Origin of the sequence: Neobacillus sp. SM06, from assembly GCF_050496765.1 — a bacterium.
In the GTDB taxonomy this organism is placed as follows: domain Bacteria; phylum Bacillota; class Bacilli; order Bacillales; family Cytobacillaceae; genus JAEVLT01.
Genome location: NZ_JBNWEO010000018.1, coordinates 288900 through 308981 on the forward strand (window position 1 = coordinate 288900; position 20082 = coordinate 308981).

The following is a 20082-nucleotide window of genomic DNA, read 5'->3' on the forward strand; positions in this document are numbered from 1 at the left end:
ATTATGCTAATGATGTAGGACAAAACAACCACATTACGTAGGGGGAATTAAGGAAATGAAAAGTGTTAAGAAATTGAGCCTTCTTATGGTCATTGCAGCGGTTATGGTTATTGCAGCTGCTTGTGGAGGCGGAACTTCAACGGATAAGAATACGGCAAAAAACGAACCTGCAAAACAAACAAAGGAACTTTCTGGCCAACTTGTCCTTTCCGGTTCAACTGCATTACAGCCACTTGCATCTGCTGCAGCTGAACAATTTATGAATAAAAATCCAAAAGTCAGCATCCAAGTGAACGGCGGAGGATCTGGTACAGGTTTATCACAGGTTGCTCAAGGTGCTGTTCAAATCGGAAACTCTGACGTTTTTGCTGAAGAGAAAAAGATTGAAGGTCTTGTTGACAATAAAGTTGCAGTTGTTGGTATGACAGCAGCCGTTAACCCGAAAGTCGGCATTAAGGATATTAAAAAGGCTGATTTAATTAAAGTGTTTACCGGCAAAATTACAAACTGGAAAGAGCTTGGCGGACCAGATCAAAAAATCACACTTGTAAACCGTCCAGATTCTTCAGGTACTCGTGCAGTTTTCAACAAATTTGCTCTTGACGGTGCAACGCCTGCTGAAGGAATTACAGAAGATGCTTCAAATACGGTTAAGAAGATTATCAGCGAAACTCCCGGAGCAATCGGTTACCTTGCGCTTTCTTACTTCACTGATGATTCTGTAACAGCAATGTCAATCGATGGTGTTAAAGCAACTCCTGAAAACATTCAGTCTGGTAAATTCCCTGTATGGGCTTATGAGCACATGTATACAAAAGGTGAGCCAACAGAACTTGAGAAAGCATTCCTTGACTACATGACTAGTGACGAAGTACAAACGAATATTTTACCTAAGCAAGGTTATTTACCAGTAACAAAAATGCAAGTAGAACGTGATGCAACTGGAAAAGTAACAAATAAATAAGCTTGTGATTAACGGGGTAAATGCTCGAGAGCATTTACCCTATTATGACGTAATTTAGGGGTGTATTATTTTTTTATGGAAAAATTGGTTCCTGCAAAAGACAGATTGTTAAAATCTGAGAAAAATTGGATGAATGGTGAAGTAAGGGGTAAAATCCTTGTTTTTTTAGCAGCAATTATTATGATTGCGGCAACAATTTCGATTACAATTTTTATTGGACAAAAGGGCTTGCAGGCCTTTCTTAAGAACGGTGTAAGTCTTATTGAATTCTTAACCAGCAAAGTTTGGAACCCGACAAATCAGCAAAACCCGGCATATGGAGCTCTGCCATTTATTTTTGGATCCTTTGCTGTAACTTTTTTATCGGCGCTCATCGCTGCGCCGCTCGGTATTGGAGCAGCCATTTTTATGACGGAAATCGCCCCATCATGGGGTAGAAAGGTTTTACAGCCTGTCATTGAATTATTGGTAGGAATTCCATCTGTTGTTTATGGATTCATCGGGCTTACAGTGTTGGTTCCATTTATTCGAAACCATGTGGGGGGGCTTGGCTTTAGCTTGCTTTCCGGAATGATCGTCCTTTCGATAATGATTTTGCCGACGATTACAACAATTGCTACGGATGCGATGGCATCCCTGCCAAGCGCATTACGTGAAGGCTCGTATGCCCTTGGCGCCACTCGCTGGCAAACCATTCGGAAAGTATTGATTCCAGCCGCAACACCGTCTCTTTTAACAGCAATCGTTCTTGGGATGGCAAGGGCGTTTGGCGAGGCATTGGCTGTCCAAATGGTTATTGGCAATGTCAGCAAATTTCCGCACAGCATTACAGATGCATCTGCAACCTTGACGACGATCATCACATTAAACATGGGGAACACTGTCTTTGGCAGTGTGGAAAACAATGTTTTGTGGTCGATGGGGCTTATTTTGTTAATCATTTCGTTTATCTTTATTTTAATCATCCGTTATCTTTCAGCAAGGAGGAAGGTATAATGAACAGTAGAACAGCCGATCGGATTGCGACAGGAGTTTTTATTGCCATTGCAGCTATCATTATTTCCTTGCTGATTGGATTATTTTATTTCATTTTAGTAAACGGTTTGAAGCAAATCTCCGTGCAGTTTTTAACCAGACCATCAAGCAATATGCTAGCTGGGGGCGGCATACGGGATCAATTGTTTAATTCGTTCTATGTGTTGTTTATTACCATGCTGATTACGGTTCCACTTGGTTTGGGCGGCGGCATTTACATGGCTGAATATGCAAAGCCGGGAAAAGTGACCGATTTTATTCGTGCATGTGTTGAAGTGTTGGCATCCCTGCCTTCAATTGTAATTGGAATGTTTGGATTGTTGATGTTTGTTACCTTAACCGGATGGGGATATACGATAGTAGGAGGAGCTTTGGCTCTGACCGTCTTTAATTTGCCGGTGATGGTGCGCGTTAGTGAAGACGCGATTCGCTCGGTTCCGAGAGAATTAAAGGAAGCGAGCCTCGGACTAGGAATCACGCATTGGCATACGATAAAAACTGTTTTGATTCCGAGCGCTTTCCCATCGATTTTAACAGGGGCGATCCTAGCCGCAGGGCGTGTGTTTGGTGAGGCTGCCGCCTTGTTATTTACAGCCGGATTATCAACACCAAGACTCGATTATGCAAACTGGAATCCTTTTTCAGCAACATCACCTTTAAATATTTTCCGTCCGGCAGAAACGCTTGCTGTCCATATTTGGGCAGTTAACACGCAAGGACTGATCCCTGACGTAAAAGAAGTCGCGAATGGTTCGGCTGCAGTTCTTGTCATTTGTGTATTGCTATTTAATTTATTAGCCCGGGCTATTGGCAGTCTCGTTTATAAAAAAATGACGGCGACGAAATAAGGAGTGATGAGGAAATGGCTACATCGACGATGGAAAAACCGGTTACCGTAACACAATACCAAAAAGAGCAAATTTTAATAGTCAACAACTTGGAAATTTTTTATGGCGAAAAACGTGCTGTAAATGGCATCAGCATGGATATCGAAAAAAATGCCATTACCGCCTTAATCGGACCTTCCGGCTGCGGAAAATCAACCTTCCTAAGAAGCATTAACCGGATGAACGATTTGATCCCCAGTGCAAGAGCAGAGGGCGAGATCCTCTACGAGGGTTTAAATATACTTTCAAATGATATTAATGTGGTTGCTTTACGGAAAGAAATTGGTATGGTTTTTCAAAAGCCAAACCCTTTCCCAAAATCGATTTATGAAAACATTACACATGCACTGAAATTTTCTGGAATTAAAAAGAAAAGTCTGCTTGATGAGATTGTTGAAGAGAGTTTGCAAAAAGCTGCATTGTGGGATGAAGTAAAGGATCGTTTGCATAAATCGGCTCTCTCCCTTTCCGGCGGACAACAGCAGCGACTTTGCATTGCAAGGACGATTGCAATGAAGCCTGCGGTTATGCTTCTGGATGAGCCATCTTCCGCACTTGATCCGATTTCCAATGCGAAAGTGGAAGAACTGATCGTTGAATTGAAAAAGGATTACTCGATCGTGATTGTCACACACAATATGGGGCAGGCTTCCCGGATTTCGGATAAAACAGCGTTCTTCTTAAATGGGGACTTGGTTGAATACGATGAAACGGAGAAGATTTTCACCAATCCTGAAGAGAAAAAGACGGAAGAGTATATTTCAGGAAGGTTCGGATAAGGGGGAAAAGCAGTGACTGTTGCAACTATTTCGAATAAAGCATTTGATATAAATGATTTAAATTTGTGGTATGGCGATCACCATGCACTCAAAAACATAGACTTTCCAATTTACCAAAAGGAAGTTACCGCTATTATTGGACCATCTGGATGCGGTAAATCCACATTTATTAAAACGTTAAATTTAATGATTAACACAATTCCAAACGTAAAAATGTCTGGAGAGATCAATTTTGATGGAAAAAATATTTTAACGAATAAAATTGATCTTGTGGAATTGCGGAAGCGGGTCGGTATGGTGTTCCAAAAAGGAAATCCGTTTCCTCAGTCCATTTTCGACAATATCGCTTATGGGCCAAGAATCCATGGAACAAAGAAGAAGAAGGATTTGGACGAGATCGTCGAGAAATCATTACTGGATGTCGCGTTATGGGATGAAGTAAAGGATCGCTTGGACGCCCCAGCATTGGGTCTTTCCGGCGGACAGCAGCAAAGATTATGCATCGCCCGGGCACTTGCAACAAAACCGGAAGTGCTGCTAATGGATGAGCCGACTTCTGCTCTTGATCCTATTTCCACATTGAAAATCGAAGAATTAGTGTTAGAATTGAAAGAAAAATATACGATTGTCATCGTCACCCACAATATGCAACAAGCAGCTCGAGTATCGCATAAGACGGCATTTTTCTTAATGGGCGAATTAATTGAGTTGGATTCGACTGAGAAAATATTCTCCCGGCCATCTGACGAGCGAACAGAAGGTTATATTACAGGAAGATTCGGATAAAAAGGGGGATTTTTATGCACACACGATCAAATTTTGATAGCAATTTAAAGGAATTAAAAGAAATGCTATTAGACATGGCGCAAAAAGCTGAGTCTGCTGTAAAAGAGGCGATGCTCGCACTCGTTAATCAGGATCTTGAAAAAGCGAGACAAGTGGTAGACGGAGACAACATTCTCGACCGGATTGATCATGAAATTAACGACAAGGCATTGATTCTGATAGCGAAAGAATCACCAGTGGCAACCGATCTGCGCAAAATCATTGTCGCAATCAAAATCTGTACGGAAGTGGAGCGAATTGGCGATCAGGCAGTCAATATTGCGAAGTCGACTTTGCACATCGGCAAGGAAAAACAATTTAAAGAAATCATTGATATTCCGAAAATGATGGATCTTTCCTTGGACATGCTAACAGATGCGATGACGGCGTTTTATTCTGAAGACGTGGTTCTTGCAAAACGATGCGCCGAAAAAGATGACCAAGTGGATGAAATGTACGGAAAATTGATTCAAGAATTAATGGGCTATATCCCGGAAAATCCGAATGCAACAAACCAAATCACGCAGTTGGCGTACGTCTGCCGCTACATTGAGCGGATTGCCGACCAGACAACAAACATTGCCGAAAATGTAATTTTTCTAGTTACTGGAAAGCGTTATGATTTAAATGCATAATGTTTAAAAGCGATGATGCACTGGCATTATCGCTTTTAATTTGTTGTAAATTTTGTGTAAAAATATGATAAAAATGAATTATTTTCTGCTGAAATTTTTTATGATAGCTGTATGAAACAAGCATAAGTGGGGGACAGAAGATGGATAAACGTAAAAGACAGAAAAATTTTTTTGCCTTATTATTGAATCAAAAGACCCATTCTATAAAATGGCGGAATATCCCGATTCGCTATAAATTGCTGCTATCAATGGGTTTTAGTACACTGCTCTTCATTATTGCAACAATCTTGGTTATTATGTTGCTGCAAAATGTGAAAAAAGACATGCAATTTGTTAAAGATAAAGGCGAACAAGCCGTTCTTGTCTCCGATATTGATTCGCTGATGAATGCGAAGGACACACGGATTGCCGATTACATAACCTTTTTGAAAATGGATGATGTGAAAAAATATCGAGAATTAAGAAATGAAATGAACGACAAATTGGTTGTTCTGAAGAAAGGAACAGACAACAAAGCCATCTTTGCGTTAATGAATCAAGTTGAAGCAAACAATAAAGAAATTGACCGTCTATTTATCGATCAGGTGATCCCTTCCGTTGTCCGGCTTGATCATGACCTGTACACAAAGGTGCGGAAAAATATATCGGATCTTCGAGAAAAGAATTCAGCGATCTTAAACAAGCTTAGCAAAGAAATACGGGCGGAGCGCGACACAGCGATTGCAGATGCCGAAAACCGAATGGCAGTACTAATTTTTGAAATCATTCTCATTGTGGTCTTATCGGCGTTGCTAAGTGGTGTGCTTGTCTTTTTCCTGGCTCAATCATTGAAAAAACAGCTTTCGACCATTGTAACTACAACCAAACAAGTGGCTGCTGGCCAATTAAATGCTGAAAATCTATCTTATAATGGGGAAGATGAACTGGGTGAAATCACTACTGCAGTGAACGGAATGATCGCCAGTTTGCGGGAAATGGTAAAAGGTATTAAAATCGCTTCGGAAAATTTGTTTCACAACAGTGATCAATTGAAGGATTCGTGTATTGCTGTTAAAGACTCAAGCGAATCAACTTCGGACACGATGATCTTGCTATCCCGGGGTGCTGAGCAGCAAACTTCTTCAACCCTTCAGCTGTTTTCACATTACGAATCGCTAAATGGCGAGATTAGCCGTTCAACAAAAAAAGGGGCCGCCTTAAAGAAATCCGGTCACCAGGTTTTAGAGGCAGCTTCGAATGGAAAACAATTAATGGATAATTCTGTATTAAAAATTGAAAATGTCCATCAAATGATCGAAAATACGCTTGCTGATGTGGTGGTTCTAGATGAAGAAACACGCGAAATCAATCGTTTAGCAGATGTGATTAAATCGATTGCTGGCCAAACCCATTTGCTGGCACTTAATGCATCAATTGAAGCGGCAAGAGCGGGCGAGTTTGGCAAAGGTTTTGCCGTCGTGGCACAAGAGGTAAAAAAACTTGCCAGTGAAGTCGAGTCTTCTTTAAGTGAAATTAATGGAATTGTTCATTCAATTCAAAGCATGTCAAAAGGGATCATGGAATCATTGCACAAAGGCTTCGAAGAATTAACTTCTAGTAAGAATCAGATTAATCATACAGGCAACAGTTTTGACACCATTAAAACAGGTATCGAGCAAATGGTACGAAATGTTGAGGAAATAGCCAAGTACTTAGAGAATATATCTGTTGGCAGTGAAGAAGTAAAGGCCGCTTTTGAGGCCATTACTGGCACATCACAAACATTTAGTGCCGGAGCGATTGAAACATCTGCGACAATTAAGCAGCAAGATGAAGAACTAGAGAAGATTTTGGCGCATGCACAAAAAATGAGCAAAGAAGCAAGCATACTTGCGAATTTGGTTAAAAACTTTCAAACCGCTTAATGAAAAACAAATGGTAGAGACGATGAAAGCCTGCTGAAAAAACGCTATTCAGCAGGCTTTATTTTCGCAAAAATACAATATACTTATTCTTTTTCTGCATAGGCTTCGAGAATTTCATAAACCTCTTCGGTGGATAAGGAAGATAGGCTGGCGATTTGTTCAATCGGTTTTCCTTGTTGTGCAAGAGCCCAGACTTGATTTTTTATAATATCATGAATTTCCTTTCTTTTTTTGATTGGTGGTGAAGCCGGTCTTGGAAAGGCATCATCAGCAACAAGCAGTTCCTCTTCAAGAATGTTCATTTTCTTTTTTAACTGATACAGTTCTTGAACTTGCTGCATTGTAAACTGGTCAACTTCCTCCTTTAATTCCTTATAAGGGTCTTTTTGTAAAAAAGAAAGGATAAGGAAAAAAAGGGACAGACCAAATAGCACAAGCATCGTCATTTCCATAAATTGCACCTCAACTGTTCACTTACTAGTTGTATTTTACCATTATGCATTCTTTTTTTCGACACGACTGTTCAATAATATTGGACTTCTTTTTAGCTGCTCCGTGAAGCGATGTGTCGAAAAATGTTGGTTTCTATATAAAAAGCAGGTGTCGAATTTTCTTTTTTTCAGCAGTTGAAAAAAACATTTCGTTTTAATGCCCTGCTGGATAAGGGAAGGCGGGAAACGACAAATTGCGTTTATTGTACTGTTTCTTTGTGAGTGATACTATTAAAGTAGAAAAATTCATGAATAATGGAGATAAAAGTTGCATAGACTAAGTAGTTTGCGGACTGGAGGAAAGACATGCTTGATGAAATGATCAAACGAAGACGGAATGGTTTTTCCTTCCGGCAAGTTGCAAAGGGACTAAAGACAACGGCAGGATCTGTCCGCTATCGGTGGCATAAAGAGGTAAACAGCAACGATCACGAGAAGCAGTCGGCGGATCATGCAGGCTCTTTCGTCGCTGTCACTCCCGTATATACGACAGAACTTGTCATGAAACAAACGGATACTCAAAAGGTTGCATTAAACTGGCAGGCTGTTGAGCTTCCGAAAGCGGTAGTGAAACATTTTTTTCAAGCCGATTTCGATGATCTTGTTCAAGTGATTCGAATCTATGATGTTACGAAACGAAGCTTTATTGGCTCGAATGCTCATCATTATTACGAATTGGCCGTTTCGTATTCACATGAAAGCTGGAATGTAAAAGGACTTCCTTCTAATCGAAGTTATATTGCGGAATTGGGAGTAAAAATGAAGGAAAATGACTTTTTTCCAATTCTGCGTTCAAATTCTGTTCAGCTTGGCTGTGCAAACGAAATAGATGTAGAAATAGGCAGTGAAGCAAACGGAGAAACAACTCCCGTTTGGCTGGAACATGTGAGCACTTATAGCTATTACCAAGAAACATCGCAAAAAGAAATGGAGACTAAAAATGACTGAAGCTTGCCCGCAAAAAAGACAGGATGTTGAAAGTCCAAACGTTAAAATTCTTATGCTCACATGGGAATATCCACCAAATGTTGTTGGCGGCTTATCAAGACATGTACATGGTTTGTCAAAACATCTTGCCATGATCGGTGTAGAAGTGCATGTGGTAACCGCAGGAAATGGCGGACTGCCACCATATGAATACGCTGATGGGGTTCATATTCACAGGGTTAAACCATTAAAGGAAAATGATGAGCAATTTCTTCGATGGATAGCTGGTTTGAATGTTGCAATTGCTTCAGAAGCCGCAAAATTGGCTGCGAAAATAAATTTCAAACTGATCCATGCCCATGACTGGCTTACCGGTGCTGCAGCCATGGCCTTAAAAGATGTATTGGGATTACCGCTTTTGGCAACAATACACGCCACTGAATATGGAAGAAATGCAGGAATTCACAATGAAATGCAACGGGCCATTCATGAGCAGGAACAACATTTATTGAATATGGCAGACCATGTCATTGTATGCAGTGAATTTATGAGGGAAGAACTTTCACTCGTATTTGGATTAGACAAGGAGAGAATCTCGATCATTGCAAATGGAATTGATTGCATCGAAGCCCTACCGGAAAAAGAAATCGCTTTCCCCAAATGGGAAGGAAAAAAACGTATTTTTTCCGTTGGACGTGTCGTTTCGGAAAAAGGATTTGCGACCTTGATTGAGGCAGCTGCACTCGTCAAACAAGCCAATGAAGCCATCCATTTCTTGATTGCTGGCAAGGGTCCAATGCTGGAGACATATCGGCGTCAAATTATGGAACGGAATTTGCAAGAGTACATTACGTTTGTCGGCTATATCTCGGATGAAGAGAAGGATGCCTTCTACCGACAGTGTGACATTGCTATTTTTCCAAGCTTGTATGAGCCGTTTGGGATTGTTGTTTTAGAATCAATGAATCACGGTAAACCAACCATTGCTTCAAGAGTTGGCGGATTGCAAATGATTCTTCAACACATGGAAACCGGATTATTCATTGAACCGGGTGATGCAGCGCAATTGCTTGAACAGATTCATTTTTTACTTGAAAATCCACAAAAAGCGCAAGAAATTGGTTTACAAGGCAGAAAAATGGTGAAAAGTTTATATGGTTGGACACGAATTGCAACAGAGACAAAACGAGTAATGGAGGATCTTCTTCTCCAACAGCAAATCAATCCAAATGATGAACAATTGATTCGAAAATAAATTTTTAAAAAGGTGTAAAGAGAAATGGGAAAACTAACTGAACTTGATAAAGTAGAAGAAATTTCTTTTTCGTCAACCAAACTTGATTCTCTCCATTTTACTCCGGGCATATGGCTGAATGGAAATTGCCATTGGCTTCACGACGTTCGGGAAAAAGTAATGTATTCTGAAAAAATGACTGTCAAAGTAGTGCTCGAAAGGATTCATTCAAAAATTTGGTATTATCGGCTATTTGTCAGCAATCATAGTACGGAACCGAAAGATATGAAGGTTTTAGCTGCCCATTATCATCCCAATCTGCTTGAAAAACAGTTTTCATTTGCCTCGCCAACAGACCGAAATGTGTATCATTTAATCAATGAAGATGTTTATATGGTGAATGCCCGCTGCAATGGAAAACCTGCTAACGAGTATACGATTCAACCATTCTGGAATCTCATTTCCAATCAAATTTGGAATTGTGAGCACCTCGGCAGCCTCAAATATCAGCCGATGGTTAAAGGACCGGCCACAAGCATTTTAGCGTTGGATACAACGATTGGAGCCCGTGAAACAGTGCAAATACAGTCATGGGTAATCCACGGGAAAAGCAGGCAGGAAGTTGGGCTGCTCAATCATGTGTTATTGAATAAACAGCTGAAACGATAGTTTCAACCATTCCCAAAAGGCTGTTTGCTGAACTTTTAAAAACAGTACTAGCATTTCCCTTTGAAAGATGGTATTATAGAAAAGTCGTATGAACTTTACTAGCAAGTTTGGAGGGAAATGAACATGCGTGTGAATATTACGTTAGCTTGCACTGAATGTGGAGACCGTAACTATATTTCAACAAAAAATAAACGTAACAATCCTGACCGTCTTGAGCTTAAAAAATATTGCCCAAGAGAAAAGCGGACAACAACACATCGTGAAACAAAATAAAGCAGTAGGAGCTTCCTGCTGCTTTTTTTGTTAGGATAAATTACTGAATATTTATAAAAAAGATTGGGATGAAGGAGTAAATCAATGACGGATAAAAAAGTGATTCGCAAACAGATGAAAGCCAACTTATCAGACCTTTCCAAACCGATCTATGAAGATTTTTCTTACGAAATTGCGAAGCGTCTTTACGAACAGCAGGCTTGGATAGAGGCGAATGTGATCGGGATTACCCTCTCAAATCCACCTGAAGTCGATACATATCAAATCATTCGCAAAGCGTGGGAGCAGGGGAAACAAGTTGCTGTACCAAAATGCCACCAAGCTACTAAAACTTTAACGTTTCATGCACTATCGCAATTCTCTCAACTGGAATCCGTATTCTTTGGCTTGTACGAGCCAATTGAACAACAGACGGAAAAACTGGATGCCAAGGAAATCGATCTTTTGCTTGTTCCGGGATTGGCTTTTACCAAAAACGGATATCGGATTGGTTTCGGCGGTGGGTATTACGACCGTTTTTTACAGACCTACCCGGGTGAAGCCATTTCATTAGCTTTTGATTTTCAACTGATTGAGGAATTTGCGGTTGAAGCACACGATATTCCTGTCGCAAAAATCATCACGAACAAACAGGTACTTGATCCTAAATGATGCAAGGGAGTCTGTTTCTTCTTCTGATTGCTTCTACAGGTTTAGCAGGCTTTTATGCCAAGTCGCTTTCCATAAGCGGAGCTGTTGCAGCGGTTGCGGTTGGATTGGCAGTCTACCTTGGCTTTGGAGCTCAGGGGCTCGTTCTTTTAGGTGTCTTTTTTGCATCTTCCAGTTTGTGGTCAAAATACAAAGCATCATTAAAAAAAGAAATGGAAGAGAAATTGGCGAAAGGATCCCGAAGAGATTGGCGGCAGGTGTTTGCAAATGGCGGAACAGCCGCAATTGCCGCTTTCATTTATTCTTTTGATCAGATGCCGCAATGGCTGCTCATTTTTGTGGTGTCCATTGCAAGTGCCAACTCTGACACTTGGGCCTCCGAAATTGGCTCATTAAGCAAAAAAAATCCACTTGATATAAGGTCGTTTAAGCGGGTTGAAAGAGGAACATCTGGCGCTGTCAGTTTACTGGGCAGCGCAGCTGGTCTTCTTGGTTCTTTATTAATCGCGGGATTGGCGGGTGTTTTATTTTCTTTTGATCTAAAGATGACCGTGTATAGTTTTCTTTTTGGTTATTTAGGGAATCTCATTGATACGGTACTGGGAGCCTCTATTCAGCAAGCCTACCATTGTTCGGCATGCGGGTTAAAAACAGAGAAAAAGAGCCACTGTGGACAGCCGGCCAAACAAATCAAAGGCCTCCGATTGATTGATAATGACATGGTGAATTTCCTTTCAGGATTTCTCGCAAGTCTTTTGGCGGTATCAGTTCTGCGTTTTTTTAGCTAATCGAGCTGCCAGTGTATGTTACACGGGGGAATACGAAAAAATATAGTAGTATAAAAATTGCATTTTCGGGAGGAAATACATGTTAAATCGGGTAAACAAAGTCGCACTGATCGGCACCGGGTTTGTTGGTTCAAGTTATGCCTTTGCACTTTTAAACCAAGGCATTACAGAAGAACTTGTCTTGATCGATATCAATAAGGAAAAGTCTGAGGGGGACGCAATGGATTTGAACCATGGTCTTCCATTTGCACCTTCCCGAACAAAAATCTGGTTTGGGAGCCATAAGGATTGTGCGGATGCAGATCTTGTTGTACTGACTGCAGGAGCCAATCAAAAGCCGGGGGAAACAAGACTCGATCTTGTTGAGAAAAATATCGCTATTTTCAGTGGGATTGTGAAAGAAATTATGAACAGTGGTTTTGATGGCATTTTCCTTGTCGCAACCAATCCTGTCGATATATTAACATATGCCGTTTGGAAATTTTCCGGCCTGCCGAAAGAGCGTGTAATTGGATCGGGTACGATCCTCGATACGGCACGGTTCCGCTTTTTACTTGGTGATTATTTTGATGTTGATCCGCGCAATGTCCATGGCTATATAATCGGTGAGCACGGAGACACAGAGCTTCCTGTCTGGAGCAACGCGGATATTGCCGGGACACCCATCTCCCAATGGACGAAAAAGAACTCGGGTTTTGATCAAAAAGAACTGAATGAAATTTTTGAAAATGTCCGCGATGCGGCATACCAAATTATCGAACGCAAAGGGGCAACCTATTATGGAATTGCAATGGGGCTTGTCCGATTAACAAAAGCAATCCTAAGAAACGAGAATTCAGTGTTAACTGTTTCAGCCTACCTTGATGGCGAATATGGTCAAAGGGATATTTATATTGGCGTACCTGCTGTCGTCAACCGAAATGGCGTCAGGGAGGTTGTTCAGCTTGAATTAAACGAGGAAGAGCAAAGAAAATTCTCCTATTCTGTTGAAGTATTAAAGAAAACGATGGAGCCAGTTCTGAAAAAATGGCAGCAATAACGGCAAGTGGATGGATAAAAAGCGGACTGGCGACTCAAACTAGTAGTGGGAGGGATCAAAATGTCTCGTACATTAACATCCATTTTGCTAATTGGAACGATCGGGTATACAGCCTATCGCTATCGTTACCGTCTTTTGAATCTATTAATCGGAACAGGATGGGTTCGCCGAATTGCAGTAGGCTCATTTATGAGCCTGCCATTTGTTAAAAACAAACTAATACAATCCGTTTTTGGAGGACCATCTGCCTGGTGAAAACCACAGATGGTTTTTCTTTTTAGTCATATCCAATTGGGGATTTCGTTTATAATAGAAAAAAAGAGGAAAAAATGAAAAAAAAACATAAAGAAAGTAGGGGAGCCATTGAGCTCAAAAGAGGAGTATATTTTTTGGAGGTTGGCGCAATTTTTCATAAAAAACCGTGGTTATCGCATTGTCCAACGATCGGAAAGTGATAATGAGATCTGGCTTGAAAAAATCGAAAATAAACGGACACCGATTATCCGCCTCTTGTCCCATTCATTGGACTGGAGCAACCAGATGCAAAGAGATATTGAGTTTACTGCTGCAAATGGAGAAAGGATCCGCCAGCAGCTAAACCGAGGCGAGTTGAACCTTCTTGCTATTTACGTCAGCCCATACCCGCCCGTGGATGAGTATCATCAGCATACAAAGGAACCGTTTGTTTTGCCAAATGCTAAGAAAACAGCCGTCTTAACCGTGATCATGGCACAGGGGGAGTATGAACAAAGTTTTGAAAAACTTTCGCATTTATTTGATGCTGATGCGTCTTTTCCTATTCAGGAAACCTATTCTGAACAGGAGATCCTTGCTGTCAAACAGAGTTCGCTCGATTTTGCTGCGAAAAAGGCAAAAAAAGAAAGTGAGGCGTTTGCCAATGGCAAGCCGCTTTTCACGTATGCCTTTATCTTTGTTCAAGTCGCGATGTTTGTATGGCTCGAACTTCATGGTGGGAGCACGAATACGGCCACGTTGATTCGATATGGGGCGAAATTCAATCCGCTAATTTATCAAGGGGAATGGTGGCGGTTTATCACACCGATTTTTCTCCATATTGGTTTTCTTCATTTAGCCATGAACACGCTGGCATTATACTATATTGGTATTGCCGTTGAGCGGATATACGGGAACATTCGGTTTTTTTTCATTTATTTGGTTTCGGGAGTGACAGGCTTTATCGCTAGTTTTTTGTTCAGCTCATCATTGTCAGCGGGTGCGAGCGGCGCGATTTTTGGAGGATTCGGCGCTCTCCTTTTCTTCGGTGCCATCTATCCCCGACTTTTTAATCGTACAATGGGAATCAACCTTTTCGTGATTATTGCGATAAATCTGGCATTTGGATTTTCGGCAACAGGGATCGACAATGCCGGGCATATTGGCGGACTAATTGGCGGCTTTCTTGCTGCCGGAGTGGTTTTTTTTCCGAAAAAGAAAAAGCCGCTTCTGCAGGTATTGTTTTTTCTGATGGCTGCTGCGGCTGTTTGGAGCTCTTTAACATACGGTTTCAATGAAACAGTAAGGGCAAAGGATATTGGATCGAATCTGATTTTAGCCCAGAATTATATCGAAAATCGGCAATACAATGAAGCATACACCATTTTACAGGAAACGGAGAAAAATGCTCCGAAGCCGACAGCGCAGCTTTATTTCCTGCTGTCATTTTCTGAAATAAAAAAAGGGCTGCTGCCTGAAGCGAAAAGTCATCTCCAACAGGCGATTAAGCTAAAATCAAATTTCGATGAAGCCTACTATAATTTGGCGCTTGTTTACCTTGAAGAAAACAATCTAGTTGAGGCAAAAAAATATGCCGAAAAGGCTGCGAAGTTAAAACCGGATCAGAAAGAATATGGGAATCTTGTAAATGAAATCAATGTCCATATGCAATCATCTGGCGGAGGAGTATAGGTTCTCCTTTTTCTGTTTCTGTTAAAACAAGCAACTTTGTCCGATCCTTTGCAATCAAAATAAGCGGGATTGTGCTCCCATCCGGGGGTACAATCGTTCCATCCGCTTTTTTTATTCCGAGAAAATAATTTTTATAGAGCCCTTCCCATAAGTTACCAACCACTCTTTCGGTTTCTTCTTTTGAAAAACCGGGCAAAGTCTCGCGAGTATACAGTTGGGTTAACGGATACGCATTATAGTGGTTAAGCTGAATGGAAAACGTGCGCAGTCCTTTTTTCCAGCTTGACTGCAAAACTTCAGACGTTTTGTCATCAAGAATATTCTTCCATTTTGATTCTGCTTCATTCCCCGCTTGTTGAAATGTAAAAAGGGATTCAAACGGAGAGTTGACCACATATGTTGCGGCACTTGTCATCGTTTGGGCACTAAAAATTTCCGCTTCGTTATGATGAATTTCAGCATAATGGAAGGTCAACGCTTGAAGGAGGGCACTCTCACTTCCTACCATTTTTTTTTGCTGGATTATCTGTTCCGTATTCGTTTTCCACTTGCCCAATTTTCCAATTAATCTTCCGTTTGAAAACAGCAAGCCGACATCCTGCCGTAAGTAAGCGTTTCGATCCAAGGTAGACTTCGTTTGCCAGACATACGAGTACGTTCTTTTTTTTAATGGAATGAATTGGCTTAAGGATGTTGATGCACTTTGAAACGATACCGTTGGATCTATCGGGAAATACGTAATCGTTTCCTGAACCGGATCTGTTTTGACCTTGATCGAAACGAAGACAATGGAAATCAATAAACCAATTGCAATGAAATATTTGTATTTTTTCATTTGACCACAACCTCATGCCGTTATGCTAAAAATATATGGGACAAACATGCAAAACATGCCAAAAAACAGGGAAACAGATGAGGTTTGCTGAAGCAGACAAGTACGGAAGAGAATACTCTTGAGACAAGATGGTGTTTCGATTATACTTATAGTACACTCCACTTTTCTTATATGAGGATACCAATGAAAACGGTTTATGAGATTCAGCAGTTTTTGAAACAGTTTGGCACTGTCATTTATATAGGCGATCGAGTTGCGGATCTGGAACTAATGGAAGATGAACTGACAGAACTGTATCATGCCCAGTTGATTGACGTAAAAGAGTACCAAACAGCGAAATTACTATTAAGACATGAAATTCAGTTTTTAAAAGAAAAAAATCAGAGAGAAGACAGGTGAAGAGGATGCCGGATAAATGGTTGGTCGGTGTTGATCTTGGCGGCACGACGACAAAGCTTGCTTTTATTAATACATATGGTGAAATCATTGAAAAATGGGAAATTCCAACTGATAATTCTGAATTAGGAAAATACATTACGGTCAATATTGCCAAATCCATTGACCAAAAGCTGGAAGAGCTTGGCCAAATAAAACAAAATTTGCTGGGGGTTGGTATGGGGGCTCCAGGGCCTGTTCATTATGAAACGGGCGTAATTTTAAATGCTGTAAATTTGGGCTGGGAGGATAATTTCCCGCTTAAAGATCTGTTGGAAGCGGAAACTTCACTACCTGCAGCCATCGATAATGACGCCAATTGTGCGGCTTTAGGGGAAATGTGGAAAGGTGCCGGGAATGGCGCTAAAGATCTTGTCTGCATTACGCTCGGTACCGGAGTGGGCGGGGGCGTAATCGCCGGTGGAAACATTGTTCAAGGAGTTAACGGAGCAGGCGGAGAAATCGGCCACATTACAGCGATTCCTAAGGGCGGTGCCCCGTGCAACTGCGGAAAAACAGGCTGCCTTGAAACCATTGCTTCAGCAACTGGAATTGTCCGCTTGGCGAAAGAGGAATTAGCAAAAACGAATGCCAGTGGTGAATTAAAAGACCGGCTGGATCAAAATGGGTCCCTCACAGCAAAGGATGTCTATGATTGTGCCCGCAATGGCGACATGGTTGCAGCAAAAGTAGTTGACGAGGTGTCTTTCCATTTAGGGTTGACACTTGCCAATATCGCCAACACGCTAAACCCGGCAAAAATAGTCCTTGGCGGCGGCGTCTCAAAAGCCGGAGATCGTTTGCTCGAGCCTGTTAAACGCTATTTTGACCAATTTGCCTTTCGTCCGGTACGAAAGTCAACCGAGCTTGCACTTGCTACATTGGGAAATGATGCGGGTGTTATTGGTGCTGCATGGCTAGTTAAAAAGCATTCGGAACATTTATAGACAGTAAAGGGAAAGCTTGCGGGTACCCGCAAGCTTTTTTTGCTTTTCGAAAACATCTTTTTTTATTGCTCACATAGGCTTAATACTATCAGAATTCACATCTTTCTTTGGGAACTGGTAAGATTTCCGCTAAAATGGATAGAGGAGGATAAAGATGAGGTTTCAGCCTGTGTGTGTAAAAAATAGTTCGCCATGTGATTCTATGTGGCTTGACCAATGCATCCTCAATCTTGAAAAAACATATCCGTTCATCACCCGCTGTTCGATTGGTACGAGTGTTTTAGGCAAACCGCTTTGGGAAATCCAAATCGGAAACGGACCGAAGAAAATTCATATGAATGGTTCGTTTCATGCCAATGAGTGGATTACCTCCGTTGTGCTTCTGAACTTATTGGAACGCTACTTGTTTTTAGTCGCACATGGTTTGCCTTTCATGGGGTTTCCGGCTGTTGATTTATATCGGCAAACATCATTGTCGATTGTCCCAATGGTAAATCCCGATGGGGTCGACCTTGTGTTAAATGGCCCCCCAGATCAGTATCGTGATGCTGTTTTGGCGATTAACGAAGGCAGTGATGAATTTGTTCATTGGAAAGCCAATCTACTCGGGGTTGACTTAAACAAGCAATATCCGGCAAACTGGGAAATTGATCAAAAACGAAAAGCCCCCGATCGGACCTGCCCCTCGAGATTACCCGGGGAAAGCACCATTGACAGAGCCGGAATCGATTGCCATGGCTAACTTGGCTGCAAACAGCAATTTTGACAGGCTTCTTGCTTTCCATACCCAGGGAGAAGAGTTTTACTGGGGATACGAGGGTTTGGAGCCGCCAGAATCAGCGTTAATCGCAAAGGAATTTGAACGGGTGAGCGGCTATAAAGCGATTCAATATGTTGACAGCCATGCCGGTTACAAGGATTGGTTTATTCAAGAATTCAGACGTCCCGGATTTACGATTGAACTGGGCAAGGGAATTAACCCTCTGCCGCTTTCCCATTTAGAAAAAATAATCGTAACGATGGAAGGCCTGTTTTTTGCGGCATTAGCAATGTAAAATCGAGTTGTGATAAAAAAATAATAATGGAACCGTTTTCCATTCTTGTTTAAAACCTCTTTTCTTTATAAAATTAAATATCATTAAGAAAACTTTTGTTACACGAAATCCGTTAAAATGAAAAGCCGGTGTTTATACGGCTTTTTCTTTCATCTATCATTTTTTGGCGGAAATGAACCATCGGACAACTCGGGAAAAGGGGGGGAGTGAAGTGTTTCAACCATTTTTAAAAGGAATAAAGGGTATGGGAGCCTGGATTTTTTTGCTTGTCCTTTTGTTTTTTTTATCTGCTTGTTCCACTCAGCAAGGTACAAAATCTCAACCTGGAAAGCAGCAGCAAGGTAGTCAGCAACCGAAGGACACAAGTACTGGTTCCAGCAATCGTTGGAAAATCCCAATGGCCGTTTCGAATGGCGAATTTTTCAAAGGTGTTGGCTGGCTTACGAATGATACGGTTCTCTACATTACAAATCAAGGCCAAACATCTTCTGTTTATCGTTATCATTTTCCAACGGGAAAAAGCGAAATAGTATATAAAAGTGACTACCCAATTGTGACCGCGCAAATCAGCCCAGGTAAAAAGTACCTTTTAATTCACTCATCCCCGTCAACCTATAAAGGAACGATTACGGTGACGGATTTAAAGGGGCATGTGGTGTGGAGTGAATCCATACCTTCTTACGAGCTCTCGTTTGAATGGAACCCGTATAATGAATCAGAGGTTCTTATCTCAAAGTTTAATGAGGATTGGACGTTTCAAGTTTTTCTTGTCAGCCTTGAAACCCGCTCGATTAAACAGCTTTCTGTACCGCAGCCATTTCTGAAATGGATAGACAAAGGTCATGTTGCATATTTGAATTCAGATCAGGCAAATCCTGCATTGTTTGCACCACTTGTGGTAAAATCTTTGGCTGATCAGTCGGTCCATCCCGTTTTTTCAAACATTTATCAGTTTGCCGCCTTTAAAGAGAGGGTGATGACGATTACCGTGAAAGGTCAAGATCAATCTCAGGCCGTCTATACGTTTTTCGATCAAAAAAACCGCCAGTTGGCCGCATTTTCCATGCCGCAGCTCTCCCAGTATTCGGATTGGCTTGTCCCGTTTTATGACTATATTGGAGCAAAAGATCAGTTTCTTACTTTTCAGCCTGTAAAAAGTGGAGAAGCGGATGCGTACAACGATGGTTTCGAACTTGTTTCGAGACTGCTAACGGAGAAAAAATCGGCCGTTCTTTTTCAAAATCTCAAAAATGAACCGCTTAGCTGTTCTCCATCGGGGGAAACATGTTTATACGGCTCAAGTTTAGAAAAACTCATGGACCTAAAGGCCAAAAAAATTGTGAAATGGGCTAACGGGTGAGCCATTCGTTCGCTTTCTTTCAGCAGTATGGTAAAATTATTTTGGAAAACTTAAATTATAAAAATGAAGGTGAATGAAAATGGCTATAGTGGATGTTGCGATTATCCCGATTGGAACGGATTCGCCAAGTGTCAGCAGCTACGTTGCAAATGTTCATAAAGTTTTAAAAGAATATGAACAATCGGGAAAGATACGTTTTCAGCTTACACCGATGAATACCGTGATTGAAGGGGAGCTGTCCGTTCTGTTTGAAGTGATTCAAGCAATGCATGAAACTCCATTTAAAGAAGGGATCCAGCGTGTCGCTACCACGATTCGCATTGATGACCGCCGGGACAAAACGCGAAAAATGGAAGACAAAGTGGCAAAAGTCATGGACCTGCTAAACGAGCAATAAAAAAGGCTGCCGTGATGGCAGTCTTTTTT

General features: G+C 41.3%; 24 protein-coding genes. 22 read left to right on the top strand and 2 right to left on the bottom strand.

Going from position 1 to position 20082, the window contains the following annotated elements; all coding sequences use genetic code 11:
* Window positions 1-55: 55 nt before the first annotated feature.
* The 7 genes from ACQYAD_RS16535 to ACQYAD_RS16565 all read left to right on the top strand — a co-directional run bounded on the left by ACQYAD_RS16535 (window position 56) and on the right by ACQYAD_RS16565 (window position 7029).
* Window positions 56-964 carry a phosphate ABC transporter substrate-binding protein gene (locus tag ACQYAD_RS16535; protein WP_430239838.1) on the top strand — a complete coding sequence of 303 codons (909 nt, stop codon included), beginning with the start codon at window positions 56-58 and terminating at the stop codon, window positions 962-964.
* Window positions 965-1039: 75 nt separating this feature from the next.
* Window positions 1040-1960 (top strand): phosphate ABC transporter permease subunit PstC, encoded by a 921-nt coding sequence (gene pstC / locus ACQYAD_RS16540; RefSeq protein WP_430239841.1) that lies wholly within the window; start codon window positions 1040-1042, stop codon window positions 1958-1960.
* A complete protein-coding gene (pstA, locus tag ACQYAD_RS16545) occupies window positions 1960-2847 on the top strand; it encodes a phosphate ABC transporter permease PstA (RefSeq protein WP_430239842.1) in 888 nt (295 codons plus the stop codon). Before pstC ends, pstA begins: the two co-directional genes overlap by 1 nt.
* A gap of 29 nt (window positions 2848-2876) precedes the next feature.
* Window positions 2877-3665, top strand: a complete 789-nt coding sequence (gene pstB / locus ACQYAD_RS16550; RefSeq protein ID WP_430240017.1) for a phosphate ABC transporter ATP-binding protein PstB — start codon at window positions 2877-2879, stop codon at window positions 3663-3665.
* Window positions 3666-3677: 12 nt separating this feature from the next.
* Window positions 3678-4451: a phosphate ABC transporter ATP-binding protein PstB gene (gene pstB, locus ACQYAD_RS16555; RefSeq protein ID WP_430239844.1), complete on the top strand. Its 774-nt coding sequence runs from the start codon at window positions 3678-3680 to the stop codon at window positions 4449-4451.
* A 14-nt stretch (window positions 4452-4465) separates the two neighbouring features.
* Window positions 4466-5125, top strand: a complete 660-nt coding sequence (gene phoU, locus ACQYAD_RS16560) for a phosphate signaling complex protein PhoU (protein WP_430239847.1) — start codon at window positions 4466-4468, stop codon at window positions 5123-5125.
* 140 nt (window positions 5126-5265) lie between these two features.
* Window positions 5266-7029, top strand: coding sequence for a methyl-accepting chemotaxis protein (locus ACQYAD_RS16565; protein WP_430239849.1), 1764 nt, complete (start codon window positions 5266-5268; stop codon window positions 7027-7029).
* A gap of 83 nt (window positions 7030-7112) precedes the next feature.
* On the opposite strand, the gene ACQYAD_RS16570 is transcribed toward ACQYAD_RS16565, so the two are convergent.
* Window positions 7113-7481 carry a hypothetical protein gene (locus ACQYAD_RS16570; RefSeq protein WP_430239850.1) on the bottom strand — a complete coding sequence of 123 codons (369 nt, stop codon included), beginning with the start codon at window positions 7479-7481 and terminating at the stop codon, window positions 7113-7115.
* Window positions 7482-7826: 345 nt separating this feature from the next.
* On the opposite strand from ACQYAD_RS16570, the gene ACQYAD_RS16575 reads away from it, so the two are divergent.
* From ACQYAD_RS16575 to ACQYAD_RS16615, 9 genes are all read left to right on the top strand, one after another.
* On the top strand, window positions 7827-8468 hold the full coding sequence (locus tag ACQYAD_RS16575; RefSeq protein ID WP_430239851.1) for a DUF4912 domain-containing protein: 642 nt from the start codon (window positions 7827-7829) through the stop codon (window positions 8466-8468).
* Window positions 8461-9702, top strand: a complete 1242-nt coding sequence (locus ACQYAD_RS16580) for a glycosyltransferase family 4 protein (protein ID WP_430239853.1) — start codon at window positions 8461-8463, stop codon at window positions 9700-9702. Before ACQYAD_RS16575 ends, ACQYAD_RS16580 begins: the two co-directional genes overlap by 8 nt.
* A gap of 24 nt (window positions 9703-9726) precedes the next feature.
* Window positions 9727-10350 carry a hypothetical protein gene (locus ACQYAD_RS16585; protein ID WP_430239854.1) on the top strand — a complete coding sequence of 208 codons (624 nt, stop codon included), beginning with the start codon at window positions 9727-9729 and terminating at the stop codon, window positions 10348-10350.
* 123 nt (window positions 10351-10473) lie between these two features.
* Window positions 10474-10623, top strand: a complete 150-nt coding sequence (rpmG, locus tag ACQYAD_RS16590) for a 50S ribosomal protein L33 (RefSeq protein ID WP_430239855.1) — start codon at window positions 10474-10476, stop codon at window positions 10621-10623.
* Window positions 10624-10707: 84 nt separating this feature from the next.
* Window positions 10708-11274: a 5-formyltetrahydrofolate cyclo-ligase gene (locus ACQYAD_RS16595; protein ID WP_430239856.1), complete on the top strand. Its 567-nt coding sequence runs from the start codon at window positions 10708-10710 to the stop codon at window positions 11272-11274.
* Complete coding sequence (locus ACQYAD_RS16600; RefSeq protein WP_430239858.1) at window positions 11271-12059, top strand: DUF92 domain-containing protein; 789 nt, start codon at window positions 11271-11273, stop codon at window positions 12057-12059. The genes ACQYAD_RS16595 and ACQYAD_RS16600 overlap by 4 nt, the downstream gene beginning before the upstream one ends.
* Before the next feature lie 79 nt (window positions 12060-12138).
* The gene (locus tag ACQYAD_RS16605) at window positions 12139-13098 is read left to right on the top strand and encodes an L-lactate dehydrogenase (protein ID WP_430239860.1); all 960 of its coding nucleotides are present in this window, start codon (window positions 12139-12141) and stop codon (window positions 13096-13098) included.
* Window positions 13099-13158: 60 nt separating this feature from the next.
* Window positions 13159-13353, top strand: a complete 195-nt coding sequence (locus ACQYAD_RS16610; RefSeq protein WP_430239863.1) for a hypothetical protein — start codon at window positions 13159-13161, stop codon at window positions 13351-13353.
* A gap of 141 nt (window positions 13354-13494) precedes the next feature.
* Window positions 13495-15024, top strand: coding sequence for a rhomboid family intramembrane serine protease (locus ACQYAD_RS16615; RefSeq protein WP_430239865.1), 1530 nt, complete (start codon window positions 13495-13497; stop codon window positions 15022-15024).
* On the opposite strand, the gene ACQYAD_RS16620 is transcribed toward ACQYAD_RS16615, so the two are convergent.
* Window positions 14987-15859 carry a hypothetical protein gene (locus ACQYAD_RS16620; protein WP_430239866.1) on the bottom strand — a complete coding sequence of 291 codons (873 nt, stop codon included), beginning with the start codon at window positions 15857-15859 and terminating at the stop codon, window positions 14987-14989. The two genes, ACQYAD_RS16615 and ACQYAD_RS16620, sit on opposite strands and share 38 nt — an antisense overlap.
* A 183-nt stretch (window positions 15860-16042) precedes the next feature.
* On the opposite strand from ACQYAD_RS16620, the gene ACQYAD_RS16625 reads away from it, so the two are divergent.
* The 6 genes from ACQYAD_RS16625 (at window position 16043) to ACQYAD_RS16650 (ending at window position 20053) form a co-directional block, all read left to right on the top strand.
* Window positions 16043-16258 carry a YqgQ family protein gene (locus ACQYAD_RS16625; RefSeq protein WP_430239869.1) on the top strand — a complete coding sequence of 72 codons (216 nt, stop codon included), beginning with the start codon at window positions 16043-16045 and terminating at the stop codon, window positions 16256-16258.
* A gap of 5 nt (window positions 16259-16263) precedes the next feature.
* Complete coding sequence (locus ACQYAD_RS16630; RefSeq protein WP_430239871.1) at window positions 16264-17241, top strand: ROK family glucokinase; 978 nt, start codon at window positions 16264-16266, stop codon at window positions 17239-17241.
* 154 nt (window positions 17242-17395) lie between these two features.
* Entirely contained in the window at window positions 17396-17983 is a 588-nt protein-coding gene (locus ACQYAD_RS16635; RefSeq protein ID WP_430239872.1) for a M14 family zinc carboxypeptidase, read from the top strand.
* The gene (locus ACQYAD_RS16640; protein ID WP_430239874.1) at window positions 17952-18296 is read left to right on the top strand and encodes a hypothetical protein; all 345 of its coding nucleotides are present in this window, start codon (window positions 17952-17954) and stop codon (window positions 18294-18296) included. Before ACQYAD_RS16635 ends, ACQYAD_RS16640 begins: the two co-directional genes overlap by 32 nt.
* A gap of 211 nt (window positions 18297-18507) precedes the next feature.
* Complete coding sequence (locus ACQYAD_RS16645; RefSeq protein ID WP_430239875.1) at window positions 18508-19656, top strand: hypothetical protein; 1149 nt, start codon at window positions 18508-18510, stop codon at window positions 19654-19656.
* A 79-nt stretch (window positions 19657-19735) separates the two neighbouring features.
* Window positions 19736-20053, top strand: a complete 318-nt coding sequence (locus ACQYAD_RS16650) for an MTH1187 family thiamine-binding protein (RefSeq protein WP_430239876.1) — start codon at window positions 19736-19738, stop codon at window positions 20051-20053.
* The last annotated feature ends 29 nt before the right edge of the window (window positions 20054-20082 follow it).

Coding starts and splice junctions, on each gene's coding strand:
- ACQYAD_RS16535 (WP_430239838.1), top strand. CDS start 56: ATGAAAAGTGTTAAGAAATTGAGCCTTCTTATGGTCATTGCAGCGGTT.
- pstC (WP_430239841.1), top strand. CDS start 1,040: ATGGAAAAATTGGTTCCTGCAAAAGACAGATTGTTAAAATCTGAGAAA.
- pstA (WP_430239842.1), top strand. CDS start 1,960: ATGAACAGTAGAACAGCCGATCGGATTGCGACAGGAGTTTTTATTGCC.
- pstB (WP_430240017.1), top strand. CDS start 2,877: ATGGAAAAACCGGTTACCGTAACACAATACCAAAAAGAGCAAATTTTA.
- phoU (WP_430239847.1), top strand. CDS start 4,466: ATGCACACACGATCAAATTTTGATAGCAATTTAAAGGAATTAAAAGAA.
- ACQYAD_RS16565 (WP_430239849.1), top strand. CDS start 5,266: ATGGATAAACGTAAAAGACAGAAAAATTTTTTTGCCTTATTATTGAAT.
- ACQYAD_RS16570 (WP_430239850.1), bottom strand. CDS start 7,481: ATGGAAATGACGATGCTTGTGCTATTTGGTCTGTCCCTTTTTTTCCTT.
- ACQYAD_RS16575 (WP_430239851.1), top strand. CDS start 7,827: ATGCTTGATGAAATGATCAAACGAAGACGGAATGGTTTTTCCTTCCGG.
- ACQYAD_RS16580 (WP_430239853.1), top strand. CDS start 8,461: ATGACTGAAGCTTGCCCGCAAAAAAGACAGGATGTTGAAAGTCCAAAC.
- ACQYAD_RS16585 (WP_430239854.1), top strand. CDS start 9,727: ATGGGAAAACTAACTGAACTTGATAAAGTAGAAGAAATTTCTTTTTCG.
- rpmG (WP_430239855.1), top strand. CDS start 10,474: ATGCGTGTGAATATTACGTTAGCTTGCACTGAATGTGGAGACCGTAAC.
- ACQYAD_RS16595 (WP_430239856.1), top strand. CDS start 10,708: ATGACGGATAAAAAAGTGATTCGCAAACAGATGAAAGCCAACTTATCA.
- ACQYAD_RS16600 (WP_430239858.1), top strand. CDS start 11,271: ATGATGCAAGGGAGTCTGTTTCTTCTTCTGATTGCTTCTACAGGTTTA.
- ACQYAD_RS16605 (WP_430239860.1), top strand. CDS start 12,139: ATGTTAAATCGGGTAAACAAAGTCGCACTGATCGGCACCGGGTTTGTT.
- ACQYAD_RS16610 (WP_430239863.1), top strand. CDS start 13,159: ATGTCTCGTACATTAACATCCATTTTGCTAATTGGAACGATCGGGTAT.
- ACQYAD_RS16620 (WP_430239866.1), bottom strand. CDS start 15,859: ATGAAAAAATACAAATATTTCATTGCAATTGGTTTATTGATTTCCATT.
- ACQYAD_RS16625 (WP_430239869.1), top strand. CDS start 16,043: ATGAAAACGGTTTATGAGATTCAGCAGTTTTTGAAACAGTTTGGCACT.
- ACQYAD_RS16630 (WP_430239871.1), top strand. CDS start 16,264: ATGCCGGATAAATGGTTGGTCGGTGTTGATCTTGGCGGCACGACGACA.
- ACQYAD_RS16635 (WP_430239872.1), top strand. CDS start 17,396: ATGAGGTTTCAGCCTGTGTGTGTAAAAAATAGTTCGCCATGTGATTCT.
- ACQYAD_RS16650 (WP_430239876.1), top strand. CDS start 19,736: ATGGCTATAGTGGATGTTGCGATTATCCCGATTGGAACGGATTCGCCA.